The sequence below is a fragment of the Bacteroides sp. B1-V-101 genome (genome assembly GCF_023656585.1).
GTDB classification, from domain to species: domain Bacteria; phylum Bacteroidota; class Bacteroidia; order Bacteroidales; family Bacteroidaceae; genus Bacteroides; species Bacteroides thetaiotaomicron.
The window spans coordinates 23,788-45,412 of record NZ_JAMOKH010000033.1 but is presented as its reverse complement, the minus strand read 5'-3'; the positions used below and the strand labels follow the sequence as shown (position 1 = coordinate 45,412).

General features: G+C 44.3%; 12 protein-coding genes. 11 read left to right on the top strand and 1 reads right to left on the bottom strand.

The annotated features are described in order from the left end of the window. Window positions 1-12: 12 nt before the first annotated feature. Window positions 13-981: a M23 family metallopeptidase gene (locus NBH01_RS19925; RefSeq protein WP_061474349.1), complete on the bottom strand. Its 969-nt coding sequence runs from the start codon at window positions 979-981 to the stop codon at window positions 13-15. Window positions 982-1,088: 107 nt separating this feature from the next. Between NBH01_RS19925 and alaS the strand changes: the two genes are divergently transcribed. From alaS to NBH01_RS19870, 11 genes are all read left to right on the top strand, one after another. Then, window positions 1,089-3,707, top strand: a complete 2,619-nt coding sequence (gene alaS, locus NBH01_RS19920; protein WP_225679773.1) for an alanine--tRNA ligase — start codon at window positions 1,089-1,091, stop codon at window positions 3,705-3,707. 270 nt (window positions 3,708-3,977) lie between these two features. Further along, window positions 3,978-6,209, top strand: coding sequence for a GH92 family glycosyl hydrolase (locus tag NBH01_RS19915; protein WP_225679771.1), 2,232 nt, complete (start codon window positions 3,978-3,980; stop codon window positions 6,207-6,209). Between the two features lie 27 nt (window positions 6,210-6,236). After that, on the top strand, window positions 6,237-6,791 hold the full coding sequence (locus NBH01_RS19910; protein ID WP_195591639.1) for an RNA polymerase sigma-70 factor: 555 nt from the start codon (window positions 6,237-6,239) through the stop codon (window positions 6,789-6,791). 37 nt (window positions 6,792-6,828) lie between these two features. Continuing rightward, window positions 6,829-7,839, top strand: coding sequence for a FecR family protein (locus NBH01_RS19905; RefSeq protein ID WP_225679769.1), 1,011 nt, complete (start codon window positions 6,829-6,831; stop codon window positions 7,837-7,839). Window positions 7,840-7,870: 31 nt separating this feature from the next. Next, entirely contained in the window at window positions 7,871-10,156 is a 2,286-nt protein-coding gene (locus tag NBH01_RS19900) for a GH92 family glycosyl hydrolase (RefSeq protein WP_225679767.1), read from the top strand. 23 nt (window positions 10,157-10,179) lie between these two features. Further along, entirely contained in the window at window positions 10,180-12,450 is a 2,271-nt protein-coding gene (locus tag NBH01_RS19895; protein ID WP_225679764.1) for a GH92 family glycosyl hydrolase, read from the top strand. 397 nt (window positions 12,451-12,847) lie between these two features. Continuing rightward, complete coding sequence (locus NBH01_RS19890; protein ID WP_250700235.1) at window positions 12,848-16,240, top strand: TonB-dependent receptor; 3,393 nt, start codon at window positions 12,848-12,850, stop codon at window positions 16,238-16,240. Window positions 16,241-16,253: 13 nt separating this feature from the next. Next, a complete protein-coding gene (locus NBH01_RS19885) occupies window positions 16,254-17,849 on the top strand; it encodes a RagB/SusD family nutrient uptake outer membrane protein (RefSeq protein WP_225679760.1) in 1,596 nt (531 codons plus the stop codon). Between the two features lie 62 nt (window positions 17,850-17,911). After that, complete coding sequence (locus NBH01_RS19880; RefSeq protein WP_225679757.1) at window positions 17,912-18,976, top strand: glycoside hydrolase family 18; 1,065 nt, start codon at window positions 17,912-17,914, stop codon at window positions 18,974-18,976. Window positions 18,977-18,985: 9 nt separating this feature from the next. Next, window positions 18,986-20,155, top strand: a complete 1,170-nt coding sequence (locus tag NBH01_RS19875; RefSeq protein WP_225679755.1) for a DUF1735 and LamG domain-containing protein — start codon at window positions 18,986-18,988, stop codon at window positions 20,153-20,155. Between the two features lie 25 nt (window positions 20,156-20,180). Continuing rightward, window positions 20,181-21,602 carry a BT_3987 domain-containing protein gene (locus NBH01_RS19870; RefSeq protein ID WP_225679753.1) on the top strand — a complete coding sequence of 474 codons (1,422 nt, stop codon included), beginning with the start codon at window positions 20,181-20,183 and terminating at the stop codon, window positions 21,600-21,602. Window positions 21,603-21,625: the final 23 nt, after the last annotated feature.

Genomic DNA, 21,625 nt, shown 5'->3' with positions numbered 1-21,625 from the left:
TGTTTAAAGAGATTAATCAAACACTTTACCGTGATTGGCAGCCAATTGAATCATCTTCTCATAATCTTCCGCGCTCAAGTCCATGAAGTAATAGTTGACAGGATTCACAACCTTTCCCTTCACATATACCTCATAGTGAAGATGAGGACCGGTACTCTTACCTGTACTTCCCACTTTTCCAATCACCTCGCCACGTACTACCTTTTTCCCGACTTTCGTGTTATAGCTCTGTAAGTGAGCGTACCGAGTCAGATAACCGAAGCCATGGTCAATCTCAATCGTATTGCCATATCCGGTTTCCCATCCTACTTTTACCACTGTACCGTCACCGGTCGCATAGACATCCGTTCCCGGATGAGCGGAGAAGTCCATTCCCGAATGGAACTTCGTCGTACCGTAAATCGGATCAATACGTGTTCCGTATCCGGAAGCAGTCTTGCGAAGGTCTTTATTGGAGATAGGCTGGATGGCCGGAATACACTTCAGCATTTCATCGTGATTCTTGCACATATCCACCACGTCATCGAAAGACTTGGACTGGATATAGAGTTGTTTGGACAGTACATCCAGCTTTTGGGTCGTATTTACCACTAGCTTGGAGTTTGCCAGATCCATCAGCTCCTCATACCGGTTCGTTCCTCCAAAACCTGCCTGACGGATAGCCGGCGAAACAGGATCAGCTTGCAGAATCACCCGATACAGGTTATCGTCACGCTGCTGAATATCCTGCAGCACCCCCATCGCATCATCCAGACGGCGGGAAAGTACATTATATTGCGCCAAAAGACGGCTATTTTCGATTCGCAGCTCCTTCTCCGAAGGCGATCCGAACACCAGAAGCAAGACGATGAAGCATCCGGCTCCAAGTCCCATACCGATAAAAAGCCGGCGCAGAATGCTAAGCGCACGCTGCCGTACGGTAGGGTAAATTCGGTCATAAGTCTGCGTCCTTGGATTGTAGATGTAGTAAACTTTGCGCATCTTTTTGGAAATATTTCGCTTGTTAATACGGCAAAAGTAATAAAAACAAGCTATCTTTGCACAGTTTTTTGAGAATATTAACCTCAACAATAGATATATAGAAGAATATGTTGACTGCAAAAGAGATCAGAGATTCATTCAAGAATTTCTTTGAGTCGAAAGGACACCACATTGTTCCCTCGGCTCCGATGGTGATAAAAGATGACCCTACCCTGATGTTTACCAACGCAGGGATGAACCAGTTTAAAGATATTATTTTGGGTAACCACCCGGCCAAATACCACAGAGTCGCGGACTCTCAGAAATGTCTGCGTGTAAGCGGAAAGCATAATGACCTGGAAGAAGTGGGACACGACACGTACCACCACACCATGTTCGAAATGCTGGGCAACTGGTCATTCGGTGACTACTTCAAGAAAGAAGCCATCAACTGGGCATGGGAATATCTGGTAGAAGTATTGAAACTGAATCCGGAACACCTGTACGCCACCGTATTCGAAGGAAGCCCCGAAGAAGGACTGAGTCGTGACGACGAAGCCGCTTCTTACTGGGAACAGTATCTGCCGAAAGATCACATCATCAACGGCAACAAGCACGACAACTTCTGGGAAATGGGTGATACAGGCCCTTGCGGACCTTGTTCGGAAATCCACATCGACCTCCGTCCGGCAGAAGAACGTGCCAAAATCTCCGGCCGTGATCTCGTCAACCACGATCATCCCCAAGTGATTGAAATATGGAACCTTGTGTTCATGCAATATAACCGTAAAGCTGACGGCAGCCTCGAACCACTTCCTGCAAAGGTTATCGATACAGGTATGGGATTCGAACGCCTCTGTATGGCTTTGCAGGGCAAGACTTCCAACTACGATACAGACGTATTCCAGCCGATGCTGAAAGCGATTGCAGCAATGTCAGGCACAGAGTACGGAAAAGACAAACAGCAGGACATCGCCATGCGTGTAATCGCTGACCACATCCGTACGATTGCTTTCTCCATTACGGACGGTCAGCTGCCTTCCAATGCCAAGGCAGGTTATGTAATCCGCCGTATCCTCCGCCGCGCCGTTCGCTACGGATATACTTTCCTCGGACAGAAACAGTCATTCATGTACAAGCTGCTTCCGGTGTTGATCGATAACATGGGAGACGCTTATCCGGAACTGATCGCACAGAAAGGTCTGATCGAAAAAGTAATCAAGGAAGAAGAAGAAGCCTTCCTTCGCACGCTGGAAACAGGTATCCGTCTGCTGGATAAGACAATGGAAGATACAAAGGCTGCCGGAAAGACAGAAATCAGCGGTAAAGATGCCTTTACCTTATATGATACTTTCGGTTTCCCGTTAGACCTGACAGAACTGATTCTTCGTGAAAACGGAATGACAGTCAACATCGAAGAGTTCAACGCAGAAATGCAACAGCAGAAACAGCGTGCACGTAACGCTGCCGCCATCGAAACCGGTGACTGGGTGACTCTGAGAGAAGGAACAACCGAATTCGTAGGTTACGACTATACTGAATACGAAGCGTCTATTCTCCGCTATCGTCAGATCAAGCAGAAAAACCAGACACTGTATCAGATCGTACTTGACTGTACTCCGTTCTATGCAGAAAGTGGTGGTCAGGTAGGCGACACTGGTGTATTGGTCAGCGAATTCGAGACCATCGAAGTGATCGACACCAAGAAAGAGAACAATCTACCGATACATATTACCAAAAAGTTGCCGGAACATCCGGAAGCTCCGATGATGGCTTGTGTAGACACCGACAAACGGGCAGCCTGCGCAGCCAATCACTCGGCAACTCACCTGCTGGACTCTGCCCTGCGTGAAGTACTGGGCGAGCACATCGAACAGAAAGGTTCGTTAGTAACACCGGATTCACTACGTTTCGACTTCTCTCACTTCCAGAAGGTGACCGACGAAGAAATCCGCCAGGTAGAACACCTGGTGAATGCCAAGATTCGCGCCAACATCCCTTTGAAGGAATACCGCAACATTCCTATCGAGGAAGCGAAAGAGCTGGGAGCTATCGCCCTCTTCGGCGAAAAGTACGGTGAAAGAGTACGTGTGATCCAGTTCGGTTCTTCTATCGAATTCTGTGGAGGTATCCACGTAGCCGCAACCGGAAATATCGGTATGGTAAAGATCATTTCCGAAAGTTCTGTTGCAGCCGGTGTACGCCGTATCGAAGCATATACGGGAGCCCGTGTGGAAGAAATGCTGGATACCATTCAGGATACGATCAGTGAATTGAAATCACTCTTCAACAACGCACCCGACCTGGGTATTGCCATCCGCAAGTATATTGAGGAAAATGCAGGACTGAAAAAGCAGGTAGAAGACTACATGAAAGAGAAAGAAGCCTCGCTGAAAGAAAGACTGCTGAAGAATATACAGGAAATTCACGGTATCAAGGTAATCAAGTTCTGTGCTCCGTTGCCGGCGGAAGTGGTGAAGAATATCGCTTTCCAGCTTCGCGGCGAAATCACAGAAAACTTGTTCTTTGTGGCCGGAAGCCTCGACCATGGCAAACCTATGCTGACCGTCATGCTGAGCGACAATCTGGTGGCCGGTGGCTTGAAAGCAGGCAACCTGGTGAAAGAGGCAGCCAAACTGATTCAAGGCGGCGGAGGCGGTCAACCTCACTTCGCTACTGCCGGAGGCAAGAATACAGACGGACTGAATGCCGCTATCGAAAAAGTACTGGAACTCGCAGGTATCTAAGAAAGCAGTAATATACATCCAATATAAGAACCGTGTCTTAAAGTCACCCGCACTTTAAGACACGGTTTTTTATTTCTAATTCCGGCACCGATGAGGACACCTCCCGACACCGGAAAACTCCGGCGCCATCTGCAACCAACCGGCCTCCTGCCAAAAATATTCGTGATATAAACTCAATTATCACAACTTTTTCCTACCTTTGTAAACAGATTAATTATTTTTCTTATCCTTCAAATAATAAAATAAGTAATCACCAATACCCGTACACCGATGAAAACACCTATTTACCTACTTCTAATCGTTTGTATTTTTGCATCCTGCAACGCCAAACAGACACAAGCTGAAATTGATTACACATCGTATGTAAATCCTTTTATTGGCACCGATTTCACAGGAAACACTTATCCCGGCGCACAAGCCCCCTTCGGCATGGTGCAGCTCAGCCCGGATAACGGACTTCCGGGATGGGACCGCATATCCGGCTATTTTTATCCGGACAGCACAATCGCCGGCTTCAGCCATACCCACCTTTCGGGAACAGGTGCAGGCGACCTGTACGACATCTCTTTTATGCCGGTCACACTGCCCTACAAAGAGGCAGAAGCGCCGCTGGGCATCTACTCCAAGTTTTCTCACGATGAAGAGAGCGCCTATGCAGGCTACTATCAAGTACGTCTGAAAGACTACCATATCAACGTGGAACTGACCGCAACCGAACGTTGTGGCATCCAGCGATACACCTTCCCCAAAGCCGAAGCCGCCATCTTCCTGAATCTGAAGAAAGCCATGAACTGGGACTTCACGAACGATTCGCACATCGAGGTAGTGGACTCTGTAACGATTCAAGGATACCGTTACTCCGATGGCTGGGCACGCGACCAGCGAATCTACTTCCGCACCCGCTTCTCCAAGCCTTTCGACAAGGTGAAACTGGATACGACTGCCATTATCAAAGACAAGCAACACATCGGTACGGCTGTCATCGCACGTTTTGACTTCCATACCGAAGAAGGAGAACAGATTCTCGTCAATACCGCCATTTCCGGCGTCAGCATGGAAGGCGCAGCCAAGAACCTGCAAGCCGAAGTGCCCGAAAATGACTTCGACAAGTATCTGGCAGAAACAAAAGCAAACTGGAACCGCCAACTGGGAAAGATCGAAGTCGAGGGTGACAATCAAGACGATAAAGTAAACTTTTATACAGCTCTGTACCACTCGATGATCGCACCTACGATTTACAGTGACGTAGACGGAGCCTATTACGGTCCCGACAAAAAAGTACATCAGAGTGACGGCTGGGTGAATTACAGCACTTTCTCCCTTTGGGATACCTACCGTGCCGCCCATCCCCTTTTCACATATACCGAACCGGAACGTGTCAACGACATGGTAAAATCCTTCATCGCCTTCTTTGAACAGAACGGACGCCTGCCCGTATGGAACTTCTACGGGAGTGAAACCGATATGATGATCGGCTATCATGCCGTTCCCGTGATTGTAGACGCTTATCTGAAAGGTATAGGCAACTTTGATGCGGAGAAAGCACTGGCCGCCTGCGTAGCTACCGCCAACTTGGATAACTACCGGGGCATCGGGCTATACAAGCAATTAGGCTATATTCCTTACAATGTGACAGATCATTACAACGCCGAAAATTGGTCACTGTCCAAAACATTGGAATATGCATTTGACGATTACTGCATTGCTGAGATGGCGAACAAGATGGGCAAGAAAGAGATAGCGGACGAATTCTACAAACGTTCCCAGAACTACAAGAATGTTTACAACCCGGCCACTTCGTTCATGCAGCCGCGTGACGATAAAGGAAACTTTATCAAAGACTTCAAAGCCGACGAATATACTCCGCATATCTGCGAAAGCAACGGCTGGCAATACTTCTGGTCCGTGCAGCATGACATAGACGGTCTGATTGATCTCACAGGAGGCACAAGCCGCTTTGCAGAGAAACTGGACAGCATGTTTACCTATCATCCGGCAGACGACGAAGAACTTCCCATCTTCAGCACGGGAATGATCGGGCAATATGCTCACGGCAATGAGCCGAGCCATCACGTAATCTATCTTTTCAATGCCGTAGGACAACAGAACCTGACACAGAAATACGTTGCCAAAGTAATGAACGAGCTTTACAAGAACGAGCCTGCCGGTCTTTGTGGAAACGAAGACTGCGGACAAATGTCTGCCTGGTACGTATTCAGCGCGATGGGATTCTATCCGGTCAATCCGGTCAGCGGAAAGTATGAAATAGGTACTCCCCTGTTCCCGGAGATGAAGTTGCATCTGGCTAACGGAAAGACATTTACAGTTCTTGCTCCCAAAGTGAGCAAAGAGAATATTTACATTCAATCTATCAAAGTAGACGGTCAACCGTACGATAAGACCTACCTTACCCATGAACAGATTATGAGCGGTGCCACCGTCGAATTTGAAATGGGGAATACTCCCTTAGTGGAAGTCGAATTTGAAGAACAGACCCAGTAGGTCCACCTAAACTAATCTATCGGAAAAATGAATGAAAACTTCGACTTAACCTACAAAGCTCTATTCCGCAGGTACTACCCCAGCCTGCTATTCTATGCCACCCGACTGGTAGGAGAAGAAGAGGCGGAGGATGTAGTGCAGGACGTGTTCGTAGAGCTTTGGAAACGAAAAGACAGCATAGAGATAGGAGAGCAGATTCAGGCTTTCCTCTATCGTGCTGTCTATACACGTGCCCTTAACGTATTGAAACATCGTAATGTAGAAGATGGCTATTGCGCCGCCATGGAAGAGATAAACCGGAGGCGTGCAGAGTTTTATCAGCCGGACAACAACGAAGTGATCCGCAAGATCGAAGACCGGGAATTGCGAAAAGAGATTCACGATGCGATCAATGAGCTTCCGGACAAGTGCAAAGAAGTTTTCAAGCTCAGCTATCTGCACGACATGAAAAATAAGGAGATAGCCGATGTACTGGGGGTTTCACTCCGCACGGTAGAGGCACATATGTATAAGGCATTGAAGTTCCTGCGAAATCGTCTCGGACATCTTTGGTTCATTCTCCTCTTATTTTTATTGGATTAAAGATAAGTGTTTTTGGGGTTTCAATTGTATTACTTATATGAAGGAAAAGAAAATGAGAAATCTGAGCGAAGAAATAATAAACAAATATCTGACAGGTCAGTGTTCTGAAGAAGAGCTGATCGAGGTGAATGCCTGGATCAGCGAATCGGACGAAAATGCCCGCCAGTTGTTCCGCATGGAAGAAATTTATCATCTGGGTAAATTCGACCATTATGCCGATGAACAGAGAATGGCTAATGCGGAAAAAAGGCTTTATAAACAACTGTCGCAAGAGAAAAAGAAGAAAGATAAAGTACTGCATATGCATCGCTGGATGAAATATGCGGCCATCCTTGCCGTTGCTTTACTAATGGGCGGAGGAGCTGGATATTGGTTCTACAACCGGCCGGAGCATCAGATGCTGGTAGCCGTTGCCAATGAAGGCATCGTGAAGGAAGTTGTCTTGCCGGATGGGACGAAAGTCTGGCTGAACAATGCCGCCACGCTGAAGTACCCGCGCGAATTCTCCGAAAAAGAACGTAATGTGTATCTGGACGGAGAAGCCTATTTCGAAGTGACCAAGAACCGCCATAAACCATTCACGGTAGAAAGTGACGCTATGCGCGTACGTGTACTGGGAACCACTTTCAACTTCAAATGCGACAAACGTTGCCGGATAGCGGAAGCAACCTTGATCGAAGGAGAAATCGAAGTGAAAGGCAACAAGGACGAAGGACAAATTGTCCTCGCCCCCGGTCAGCGTGCCGAACTGAACAGAAACAGCGGACGACTGACGGTGAAACAGGTCGACGCGAAACTGGATGCTGTATGGCGTGACAATCTGATACCATTCAATAAAGCAAACATATTTACCATCACCAAGGCACTGGAACGCTTCTACGACGTGAAGATCATTCTGTCTCCTGACATTCGGTCGGACAAAACATATTCGGGTGTATTGAAGAAAAAATCAACCATCGAATCGGTATTGAAATCCTTGCAGAATTCCATACCTATTGAATATAAAATCGTAGGAAACAATATCTTTATCTCTTCAGATAAGAAATGAGTCCTGTGTTAAACTTAAACTAATAAACGACATGAAATTAAAGACACTTCTGATAGGATGTTTCGGAGGCTTTATAATGCTCAACTCCTGCACAGAGTCCCCCAGTGTAAAAGATTATAGTGCTTATGTCAATCCTTTCATAGGCACCGGCGGACATGGACATACTTTCCCCGGAGCCGTAGTTCCACACGGTATGATCCAGCCCAGTCCGGACACCCGGATCGACGGCTGGGACGCTTGCTCCGGTTATTATTACGACGACAACACGATCAACGGTTTTTCGCATACCCACGTCAGCGGTACAGGCTGTTGTGACTACGGAGACGTATTACTGATGCCGACTGTCGGCAAGCCGCAGTATCTGACAACAGATCCGGAAAGCCAGAAACTGGCTTACGCCTCTGCTTTCTCGCACGAGAATGAGACAGCGGAACCCGGATATTACTCCGTCTTCCTCGACACTTATCAGGTAAAAGCAGAGATCACGGCTACCAAACGCGGCGCCATCCACCGCTACACTTTCCCCGAAAGCACAGAATCCGGATTTATCATCGATCTGGACTACAGCCTGCAACGGCAGACCAACTACGAGATGGAAATCGAAGTAATCAGCGACACGGAAATCTGCGGACACAAGAAGACGACTTACTGGGCTTTCGACCAGTATATTAACTTCTACGCCAAGTTCTCCAAACCGTTCGCATATACCCTCATCACCGACTCTGTCACGATGGACAACGGCAAGCGCCTGCCAGTATGCAAAGCCGTACTGCACTTTAATACAAAGAAAGACGAAGAAGTACTGGTAAAAGTGGGTGTATCCGCCGTCGATATCGCCGGCGCACGCAAGAATGTGGAATCCGAAATTCCCGAATGGGACTTCGACAAGGTACGAAAAGATGCCCGCACTGCCTGGAATAATTATCTGTCTAAAATAGACATCACCACTTCCGATAAAGAAGATAAAACCATTTTCTATACCGCTCTGTATCATACGGCTATCAGCCCGAACCTGTTTACGGATGCGGACGGACGCTATCTCGGCATGGATCTCGAAGTACATCAGGGAGATACCATTAATCCGCTGTATACTGTCTTCTCCCTGTGGGATACGTTCCGTGCACTGCACCCGCTGATGACGATCATCGACCCGAATCTGAACAATCAGTTCATCAATTCACTGATCAGGAAACATCAGGAAGGCGGAATATACCCGATGTGGGATCTGGCTTCCAACTACACTGGAACGATGATCGGATATCATGCGGTCCCCGTTATTGTGGATGCCTATATGAAAGGTTACCGCAATTTTGATGCTCACGAAGCATACAAAGCCAGTCTGCGCGCAGCCGAATATGACACGACAGGCATCAAATGCCCCGATCTGGTGCTGCCGCATCTGATGCCCAAAGCGAAGTATTATAAAAACGCTATCGGCTACATCCCCTGCGACCGCGAAAATGAATCTGTAGCCAAAGCGCTGGAATATGCCTACGACGACTGGTGTATCTCCATCTTTGCCGAAGCGATGAACGACTTCGAAAACAAAGCAAAGTATGAACGTTTCGCTAAAGCCTATGAGTTCTATTTCGACAAATCGACCCGCTTCATGCGCGGACTGGATTCGAATGGCGAATGGCGCACCCCGTTCAACCCGCGTGCCTCCACTCACCGTAGCGATGACTATTGCGAAGGAACCGCTTGGCAATGGACCTGGTTTGTTCCGCACGATGTGGAAGGACTTGTGAAACTGATGGGAGGCGAGGACGCTTTTGTAGAAAAGCTGGATTCGCTGTTTACAGTCGATTCGAGTCTGGACGGAGAAACCACCTCGGCAGATATCAGCGGACTAATCGGTCAGTATGCACATGGCAATGAGCCGAGTCATCACGTGATTCATCTGTACAACTATGTGAATCGTCCGTGGAGAACGCAGGAATTAGTGGACAGTGTCTACCGGAGCCAGTATGCCAACAATGTAGACGGGCTGTCCGGCAATGAAGACTGCGGACAGATGTCGGCATGGTATATACTCAACTCGATGGGATTCTATCAGGTATGCCCGGGCAAACCGGTGTATTCTATCGGACGTCCGGCTTTCGACAAGGCTGTAATCAATCTCCCCGGTGAAAAGACATTTAGCATCGTGGTGAAGAACAACTCCAAAAGCAACAAGTACATCGAAAGCGTATTACTGAACGGCAAACCTCTGGACACGCCATTCTTCGGACATCAGGACATTGTAGCAGGCGGAATCATGGAGATCAAAATGACTGACCATCCTACACAATGGGGAAGTAACAACTCTTCTCAATAATCATATAAAAACCATTACTTATCATGAAAAGACTCTTATTGATAGCTTGTGTACTTAGTTGTACGCTATTGTCCCAAGCCAAAGACTGGACGCAGTATGTCAATCCACTGATGGGTTCCCAGTCTACTTTTGAGTTATCAACAGGTAATACCTATCCGGCTATTGCCCGTCCCTGGGGTATGAACTTCTGGACTCCACAGACAGGCAAAATGGGAGACGGATGGCAATATACCTATACCGCCAACAAAATCCGCGGATTCAAACAGACACACCAGCCCAGTCCATGGATCAATGATTATGGTCAGTTCTCGATAATGCCAATAGTGGGCCAACCGGTGTTTGACGAAGAGAAACGGGCAAGCTGGTTTGCACATAAAGGGGAAGTGGCAACTCCTTACTACTACAAAGTATACCTGGCAGAACACGATATAGTCACTGAAATGACACCGACGGAACGTGCCGTACTTTTCCGTTTCACATTCCCGGAGAATGATCATTCTTATGTGGTCGTAGATGCCTTCGACAAAGGTTCTTACATCAAAATTATTCCGGAAGAGAATAAGATAATCGGTTATACGACACGCAACAGCGGTGGTGTTCCTGAAAACTTCAAGAACTACTTTATCATCGAGTTCGACAAGCCTTTCACCTATAAGGCTACGGTAGAGAACGGAAATCTGCAAGAGAACGTAGCGGAACAGACAACCGACCATGCCGGAGCGATCATCGGATTCAAAACCCGCAAAGGAGAGCAGGTGAATGCACGCATCGCCTCTTCTTTCATCAGCTTTGAGCAGGCTGCCGCCAATATGAACGAACTGGGCAAAGATAACATAGAACAACTCGCCCAAAAAGGAAAAGATGCCTGGAATCAGGTGCTGGGCAAAATAGAAGTAGAAGGCGGCAATCTGGATCAGTACCGTACATTCTACTCCTGTCTGTATCGTTCACTGCTTTTCCCGCGCAAGTTCTATGAGCTGGATGCGAACGGTCAGCCTATTCATTACAGTCCGTATAACGGACAGGTACTTCCGGGATATATGTTTACCGATACCGGCTTCTGGGATACATTCCGCTGCCTCTTCCCGCTGTTGAATCTGATGTACCCGTCGGTTAACAAGGAGATGCAGGAAGGGTTGATCAATACATACCTTGAAAGCGGTTTCTTTCCCGAATGGGCAAGTCCGGGACACAGAGGTTGCATGGTTGGAAATAACTCCGCATCGATCCTGGTAGACGCCTATATGAAGGGAGTAAAAGTCGATGATATCAAGACGCTGTATGAAGGACTGATTCACGGAACGGAGAATGTGCATCCGGAGGTTTCTTCTACCGGACGATTGGGATACGAGTACTATAATAAACTGGGATACGTACCCTACGATGTGAAAATCAACGAGAACGCCGCCCGTACTCTGGAATATGCATACGATGACTGGTGTATCTACCGGTTGGCAAAGGAACTGAAACGTCCCAAGAAAGAAATCAACCTGTTTGCCAAACGTGCCATGAATTACAAGAATCTTTTCGATAAAGAATCCAAGCTAATGCGTGGTCGCAACGAAGACGGTACATTCCAGTCTCCTTTCTCACCACTGAAATGGGGAGATGCCTTTACGGAAGGAAACAGCTGGCATTATACCTGGTCTGTCTTCCACGATCCGCAGGGACTTATTGACCTGATGGGCGGGAAAGAGATGTTTGTTACCATGATGGATTCTGTATTTGCCGTACCGCCCATTTTTGATGACAGCTATTACGGACAAGTGATTCACGAAATTCGTGAAATGACAGTGATGAATATGGGCAACTATGCACATGGCAATCAGCCGATCCAGCACATGATCTACCTCTATGACTATGCGGGACAACCGTGGAAGGCTCAATATTGGTTGCGTCAGGTAATGGACAGAATGTACACGCCCGGACCGGACGGTTACTGCGGAGACGAAGACAACGGACAGACTTCTGCCTGGTATGTGTTCTCTGCGCTGGGTTTCTACCCTGTTTGCCCGGGAACGGACGAATATGTGATGGGAGCTCCTCTGTTCAAAAAGGCTACTCTTCACTTCGAGAACGGCAATAGTCTTGTTATCGACGCACCCAATAACAGCAAAGAGAATTTCTATATTGATTCCATGAGCTTCAACGGTGCTGGTCATACCAAGAACTATCTGCGTCATGAAGATTTGTTCAAGGGAGGTACTATCAAAGTAGACATGAGTAATCGACCGAATCTGAACAGAGGAACCAAAGAAGAGGATATGCCTTATTCTTTTTCTAAGGAACAGTAATCATCCGACAAATGTAAACAACAAAGAGTTATAAATAACTCTCGAACAAAAGTCCACTCTCGCTACAATATTTTGTAGCAGGGGTGGATTTATTAATTCAAGTCTGTAGTAGTGAAAAACTTATTAGTTACACATTAAAAACAAGAATAAACCAGTTCGACATATTAGAGATAGAAAAGTGGCAAAACCTAAGTAAAACCGGATAAAAAGACTAAATCCCTTTCAACCGATAACAGACAAACGCACAAGAAGCTTGACTTAATTTATTTTTCTTTGAAAAAAAGAAGAACCAGAGTAAGTGTTTATTATATTAGTGTTGTTTTATTAATCAAAGGAGAGGAAAGTCGACACTCTTCTTTGTGAATTTAATAAAATGTATAACCATTAAATTAGATGTATGGAAAGCAAATATTCGCTTCGAAGATCGAAATTATTTCGGGCTTTATTGATTCTTATGCTGATAGCAGTTCCTGTACAATGGGCAGCAGCACAATTGACATTGTCTACTCCCCGCACAACTTTAGGAACTGTAATCAAACAAATCCAATCACAATCAAAGTATCAGTTCTTTTACAATGACAAATTATCAACTGTTACAGTTGAACCATTGAAAGTGAAAGACGCTTCTTTAGAACAAGTATTGAATACACTTCTGAAGAACAAAAATGTCTCTTACAAAATAGAGGACAATATTATTTATTTGTCAGAAAAAGAAACAGTCAGCGCAGTCCAGCAACAAAGCGGAAAAGAACAAATTATCACCGGTCAGGTTCTAGACTCTAAAGGGGAAGCACTCATCGGAGTCAGCGTCCTGGTAAAAGGAACAACTGACGGTGCAATTACAGATTTGGACGGTAACTATAAAGTAGTGACTAAAAGTGCTAACCCAATCATAGTTTATTCATATGTCGGTTATAAAACACAGGAAATTCCATTAAAAGGTCAGTCAGCCATTAATGTTACCCTGCATGATGACACTCAGGTAATTGACGAAGTTGTTGTAACGGCTTTAGGTATCAAGCGCTCAGAAAAAGCCTTGAGCTATAATGTACAACAAGTAAACACAGATGAAATAACGTCCAACAAAGATGCCAACTTCGTCAACTCCTTAAGCGGAAAAGTAGCAGGTGTCAATATCAACGCATCTTCATCCGGTGTAGGCGGTGTATCGAAAGTAGTGATGCGTGGTACAAAATCCATTATGCAATCATCCAATGCTTTGTATGTGATAGACGGTGTGCCCATTTTCTCAGGTCGTTCCACAAAGAGCGGAGGTACGGAATTTGATTCACGCGGTGCAAGTGAACCTATTGCAGATATCAATCCAGAAGATATCGAGTCAATGTCAGTTCTTACAGGTGCAGCCGCTGCAGCTTTGTATGGTTCGGAAGCAGCTAACGGTGCCATTGTAATCACTACTAAAAAAGGAAAAGAAGGACGTGTAAATATAACAGTCAATTCAAACACTGAATTTACGTCTCCTTTCGTTATGCCACGTTTCCAAAACAGTTATGGCACAGGAATGGAAGGTATGCAAAGCGTATCTGGTGCCCGAAGCTGGGGACGGAAACTGACGGATGCCAACTATTATGGCTATGATCCGCAAAATGATTATTTTCAGACAGGTGTAATTGCCACAGAAAGTGTTTCATTCTCTGCCGGAACAGAGAAAAATCAAACATACGCATCGGCAGCTGCCGTAAATTCAAAAGGTATTGTTCCCAATAATAAATATAACCGTTACAACTTTACCGTTCGAAATACCACTTCCTTCTTGGATGACAAAATGACGTTGGATTTTGGAGCAAGTTATATCCTGCAAAACGATAGAAACATGACGAACCAAGGTACATATAATAACCCATTGGTAGGCGCTTACCTGTTTCCACGTGGCAATGACTGGGAAGATATCAGCATGTACGAGCGTTATGATCCGGCTCGCAAGATTTATACCCAATACTGGCCGGTAGGTGATGAAGCGATGACAATGCAAAACCCATATTGGGTAAATTATCGTAACCTGCGGGAAAACAAAAAAGACCGCTATATGCTGAATGCAAGTTTAAGTTATCAGGTATTGGACTGGTTAAATGTTTCAGGTCGCGTTCGTCTGGATAATTCAAATAATGATTATACAGAAAAGTTCTATGCTTCTACTAATACTCAGTTGACTGAAAAATCAACTCGTGGATTGTATGGCATTACCAAAACGAATGACAAACAATTATATGCAGACTTCTTGGTGAATATCAATAAGATGTTTGGTGAAACTATTTCATTGCAGGCAAACCTTGGTGGTTCTATTTCAGATATCCGTTCTGATGCTATGAAGGTTCGTGGTCCGATAGCTGACGGAAGTGATCCTTTTAAGGGCGAAACAGTCGGGTTAACTAACTTCTTCGCAATTCAAAACCTTAGCGCAAGCAAAACAGAACGTATGCAGGAAGGCTGGAGAGAACAAACTCAATCCATATTTGCTTCAGCTGAATTAGGATACAAGAGTACTTATTATTTAACTTTGACCGGACGTAATGACTGGCCATCTCAGTTGGCAGGTCCCAACTCAAAAAGTAAATCGTTTTTCTATCCGTCAGTTGGTGCCTCTGTGGTTCTTTCCGAGTTAATGCCAAATCTGAATAAAGATTACTTGTCATATATGAAACTCCGTGGTTCTTGGGCATCTGTAGGTAGTGCATTTGGAAGATACCTTGCTAACCCCCGCTACGAATGGACAGCTAACTCTGCTCAATGGAGCATCATGACCAAATATCCTTTGTACAACTTGAAACCGGAAAGAACTCAATCCTTCGAAGTCGGATTAACGATGCGTTTCCTGAAGAATTTTGATTTGGACATTACATACTACAACGCTAAAACTATGAACCAGACATTTAACCCACAGTTACCTGTCAGTGGTTGGTCAGCGATGTATATTCAAACAGGTGCAGTACGCAACCAAGGACTTGAACTTTCTTTAGGATTCAAGAATACATGGAATAAATTCACATGGGATACAGGAGTGACATTCTCAATGAACAGAAACAAAATCTTAACGTTGGCCAGTGACGCGATCAATCCCATCACAGGAGAAAGTTTCTCCATCACCACACTCAATATGGGTGGTTTAGGTGAAGCTCGCTTCTTATTGAAAGAAGGTGGAAGCATGGGAGACTTATATTCGCTGATAGACTTGAAACGGGACAGCAATAATAAGATTTATGTAGACCAAGAGGGTAAGATGACAACAGAAACCATCAAAGATCCCAATAAATACATTAAACTAGGCAGCGTATTACCTAAAGGTAATTTGGCTTGGCGCAATAACTTCAATTGGAACAATTTCAATGCAGGCTTCTTAGTTTCTGCCCGTTTAGGTGGTGTCGTATTCTCACGTACACAAGCAATGCTAGACTATTATGGTGTTTCGGAAGCAACTGCCGATGCCAGAGATCAAGGTTACGTATCTATCAACAACAATGACCGTATAAACCCGGAAACATGGTATGGAATAATCGGTGGCGGAACTTCTGTTCCTCAATATTACACTTATTCTGCTACCAATGTTCGTCTGCAGGAGGTTTCTTTAGGTTATACGTTCCCAAGAAAGATGCTTCGCAACATCTGTGACATCAAAGTATCTGTTATTGGACGTAACCTTTGGATGATCTACAACAAAGCTCCGTTCGATCCGGAAAGCATCGCTTCTACTGACAATTTCTATCAGGGAATAGATTACTTTATGATGCCTTCTTTACGTAATATCGGTTTTAGCTTAAGTTTCAAATTCTAAACAATGCATTCATATGAAAAATAAGATTATAAATAAACTGGTTTTAGGAGCATTGACTATGTCTTTCATATCATGCACCAGTCAGTACATGGATATAAATTCAAACCCATATCAACCGGGTAGTTTAGTTCCTGATGATTATGCTTTAGGTTCGGCAATGAGTAATCTGGCAGGTTGTGTTGTTTCTTCGGATGTCAATACAGCACAGTTTACGGATTGTTTGATGGGAGGTCCGCTGGGAGGATACTTCGCTGATTCTAAAAGTGCCTGGGCATTTACCATTTCCAATTTTAATGCAACGGATGACTGGACACGTGTATTTTTGAAGAGTGACAAAGTTATTCCTGTATTATATAGCAATTTAAGCACTGTAAAAAGTGTATCAGAAACGACCAATAATCCGGTTCCCTATGCCATTGCAGAGGTTATAAAAGTAGCAGCTATGAGTCGTGTGACAGATACTTATGGCCCTATTCCATATTCAAAGATCGGGGCAGACGGAAAAATAACCATACCTTACGATCCACAAAAAGAAGTTTACGACAAATTTTTCGAAGAATTGGACCACGCAATAGGAATATTGACCGAAAACAGAAGTTCAGCCCTGGTTGCCTCAGCTGATTATGTGTACAGTGGAAACGTAGAAAAATGGATTAAACTCGCTAACTCTTTAAAGTTACGTTTGGCTATTCGTATTGCCTATGCCAATCCTACAAAAGCTAAAGAAATGGCAGAGAGTGCCGTAAAACATGAAATAGGTGTCATTGAATCCAATGCAGATAATGCAAAATGGAACTATTTCGGTACAATTCCCAATCCGTTATATACAGCAGTTCGCTATAACGAAGAAACAAGTGGTGGAGATAGTCATGTGGCAGCAGACATCATTTGTTACATGAATGGTTACAAAGACGAACGCCGTGCCGCTTATTTTGAAAATTCCAAATGGGAAGATCAAGAATACGTAGGCCTCCGCCGTGGTATCAATCTTGAGAAAGCGAAAGACTATTTCATCAACTATTCCAAGATAAAGATCTCGGCATCCGACCCTATTCTTTGGATGAATGCTGCTGAAGTTGCTTTCTTAAGAGCAGAAGGAAAAGCCATTTTCAAGTTTGACATGGGAGGAGAAGCCGGAGCTTTCTATAATCAAGGTATACGCCTCTCATTTGAGCAATGGGGAGCTGGCAACGTAGATGCATATTTGAATGACGATAGTAGTACCCCTACTACTTATATTGATCCTGCCGGAGTCAACACTTACAACTCAAAAGTTTCAACTATCACCGTTAAATGGGATGAATCGGCAACTGATGAAGCAAAACAAGAACGTATCATCACTCAAAAATGGATTGCTAATTGGATGCTAGGTAACGAAGCGTGGGCGGATTATCGTCGGACGGGATATCCCAAACTAATACCTGCTACAGATGCCGGCAATTTAAGCGGTGGTATTGTGGATAGCAAAAGAGGAGCACGCCGTATGCCCTATCCATCTGCTGAATATACAGATAATACAGCAAATGTACAATATGCTGTAGACAATTATCTGAAGAAAGCGGACAATATGGCTACAGACGTATGGTGGGCATGTAAGCCTAACAATTAAACTCTAGAAGTAATATACTTGCAATAGAGCATTATAAATGAATCATTAAAACGATAATATATATGAGAAATATTTTTAAACATATCCTGTCTGTCATACCAGCATGCTCCATGATACTCTTTTCATGTTCTGACTGGACGGACCCGGAAAGCCTGAATATACATATTCCATCTATCGAAGAGCAAAATCCGGAGTTATATGCCCAATATGTTAAATCACTCAATGATTATAAAACATCGGAACATCAAGTTGTGATAGCTTCAATAGATAATGTCAGCAGTATGCCAAGTTCACGTAGCCAGCATCTTACCGACATGCCGGACAGTATTGACTACATTTGCCTGAACAACATAATGGAAGTAAATGAAGTGAATATATCCGAGATGAAAGAAGTACGCGAATTAGGTACCAAAGTTTTAGGTCTGGCAGATTTCGATGCTATAGAAAGCGCATGGAAAGCCATTCTTGAAGAAGAAGCCAATACAGCCGCCAACACCGATGCTGAAGAAGAAGGTTCGGAAACTGTTGATAATGCAACACGCTTCATCGAGTATTGCAAAAGCGAAGTGGCTAAAAGAATCACCGCAGCTGATGCATTGGGAACAGATGGAATCATTGTAAACTTTACCGGCTTCGACCTTAACGTACTTAATGAAGAAGGTATAGTTGCTGAAACGGCACGTCAGGCAGCATTCTTTGATGCGATTATCAACTGGAAAAAAGCAAATGTCAATAAAACACTTATATTCAAAGGGGCTCCCCAAAATATTATAAGTAAAGACCTTCTTTCAGATTGCAAATACATCATTATCAATGCACATAGCGCTAAGAATCAATCTGAAATGTCTTACCTCACACTTATGGCATTAGTAAAAGATGTCCCAACCGATCGTTTCGTAATGGGTACAACGACGCCTTATCTCACTAATACGGGAGCGCTTAATGGCAAATTCAGCGACGATTCGTCCGCTATTATAGGAGCTGCACAATGGGCAATAGTTAAAACCCCGGACTATACCAAAGCAGGAATCTCGATTGATGCTGCCGAACAGGATTACTTCAATATTACCAAGATTTATCCTAATATCAGAGAAGCTATTAATATATTGAGTCCAACTGTTAAATAAATCTACCTTATGAAACTAAATAAATTAATGATCGCAACTCTTGCCGGTTTCTCAATGTTTTTTGCCAGCTGCGAGAATGCTGACGAGAACGAGCAACACTATGATAACAAGGTCTTCATTTCCGGATCGAGTTTCACTCAGGAAACATTCTTTAAATCAGGAGACACCAGTGTAAAATATAATCTTACGGTAGCCATTGCCAAACCCGAGGAACATGATATTAAAGTGACTATGGAACCGGCTCCCGAATTATTACCGACTTATCAATCGGCATATTACGACGAGGCAGCCATCCTTTTGCCTGCAGAGCACTATTCAATGCCCGAATCTGTCACTACCATTAAATCTGGTAGTATGATCAGTCCCGAATTACCTATTGAATTTATTAATACAGGCGAATTAGACCTCAACACAACCTATGTACTTCCTGTAACGATCAAGTCAGTTGAAGGAATCGGAGTGTTACAAAGTGCCAAAAACTACTATTACGTATTCCGTGGAGCATCGCTGATCAATGTAGTGTGCAATATCAGCAAGAACCGCGCATATCCGGACTGGAAAGATGGGACGATCTTTAACAACCTGACCCAAAACACGATGGAAATACTCTTTAAAGCGACCTCATTCCCTAACCAATTAAACACATTAATGGGAATAGAAGGCAACTATCTGCTCCGTCTTGGAGATGCAGGCGTTCCCTCTAACCAGCTTCAAATTGCCACATCCAAAGATAACCTGACCAATACCGATCTTCAGTTTGAAAGTAACCAATGGTATCATCTGGCCGTCACATTCGATAAAGGTAACATCAAAGCATATATTAACGGCATAGAAAAGTTATCAGATAAAGTATCATTAAATTCAATTAGTCTTGGCGCTAAACACTCGGATGAATCCGGTGGAAAGCCACGTTGCTTCTGGATAGGTTATTCATATGATAAAAATCGCTTCTTCGACGGAGCCGTTTCTGAAGTCAGAATCTGGAATCGCGCACTTACAGCCGAAGAAATTCAAGCGACAAACCACTTCTACACGGTAGAACCCGACTCTGAAGGATTAATCGCTTACTGGAAATTCAACGACGGTACGGGCAAAACAGCCAAAGACTACAGTGTGAACGAGAATGACCTGACAATCGATGTCGAACCTCAATGGGAACCTGTTTCATTACCCAAATAGTAACTAACAAAATAAAGAATCCTATATGAATATAATAAATAATATCAAATATAGCTCCCTATCATTAGCGATGCTGGCCGCAACAGTCCTCACATCTTGCGACGAGAACATCGAGATAGGAAAGGCGGTAGATGAATCCCCCTACATAGCTTCTACCCAATTAAACGGTCTGTTAGTAGATGAAACCACTAACAAGAACAATTCGGTGATTGAACTCCGTGAAAACGAATACAGCACAAACGTTGTATTCCGTCTCTCTAAATTACCCCAAAAAGGAGTAGATGTCAAAATAGCGGTAGACGAATCTTATGCAGCAACTTACAATGCGGTTCATGAGACTGATTTTGAAGTATTCCCCGCTGCCAACGTCAAGATTGCCTACGACGGGAATTTCGTGCTCGCGCCGGACGACAAAGTGACTCCAAGCGTGAAAGTAACACTGACTGCATTCGAAGGAATGAAAGAAGACCAAACATATATCATACCCTTGACGGCAACCTCTTCGACTGAAGGAGTAACATTCACGGAAACATCCAAGCACATGGTGCTTCTCGTAAAGGACTATCGTAATATACCAAACACAGACAAGGGCAAAAATGCGGTACAAACAGTTCTTTACTTTGAGATCAACGACACCAATCCTCTCAATGCGCTTGAATTCCTTACTGAAAGCGGTAAATATTTCTTCGACCATGTCGTTCTTTTTGCTGCTAATATCAATTGGGATGCAGAAAAAAAACGTGTATATTTGGCAAATAACGAAAATGTCCAATTCTTGCTTGACAATAACGACAAATATCTACAACCTCTCCGCAAAGCAGGTATGAAGGTAATTATCAGTATCCTTGGCAACCATGACGAAGCTGGTGTCGCCCAACTTTCAGACATGGGAGCTAAAGAATTCGCACGCGAACTGGCTGCTTACTGTCGTGCTTATAATTTAGATGGCGTGGCTTTCGATGATGAATATTCTAATTATCCGGATTTATCAAATCCGTGGCTTGCAAGCCCATCATCTTATGCAGGTTCACGATTGATGTATGAATGTAAAGCTATAATGCCCGAGAAAATTGTTTCACTCTACAATCTTGGTAATATGTACTCAAGTAGTCTCCAAGTAATTGATGAAGTTGAACCTGGTCAGTATTGCGACTACGCTGTAGCTGATTATGGTGGTTCTGCTGGTCCTGGCACAGGTATGACATTAAAACAATGCGGTGGAATGTCAATAGAGCTTAATCGAGGTAGTGGAGATTCCAGTGAATCAACAGCACGCTCCAAAAAAGGAGCAGGTTATGGATATTATATGTTCTTTGCACTTGATCCTTCAAAATACAGTTGGCAAGTATCTCGTTGTCAATCTGTTTGCAGGGGATTGTATGACGAAGAGTTAATATATCCAAGTTATTACTACAGTAAAAACAGCAGTGAACGTAAAGCTTTCTAAATAAAGCTAATGTTTTACCTTAA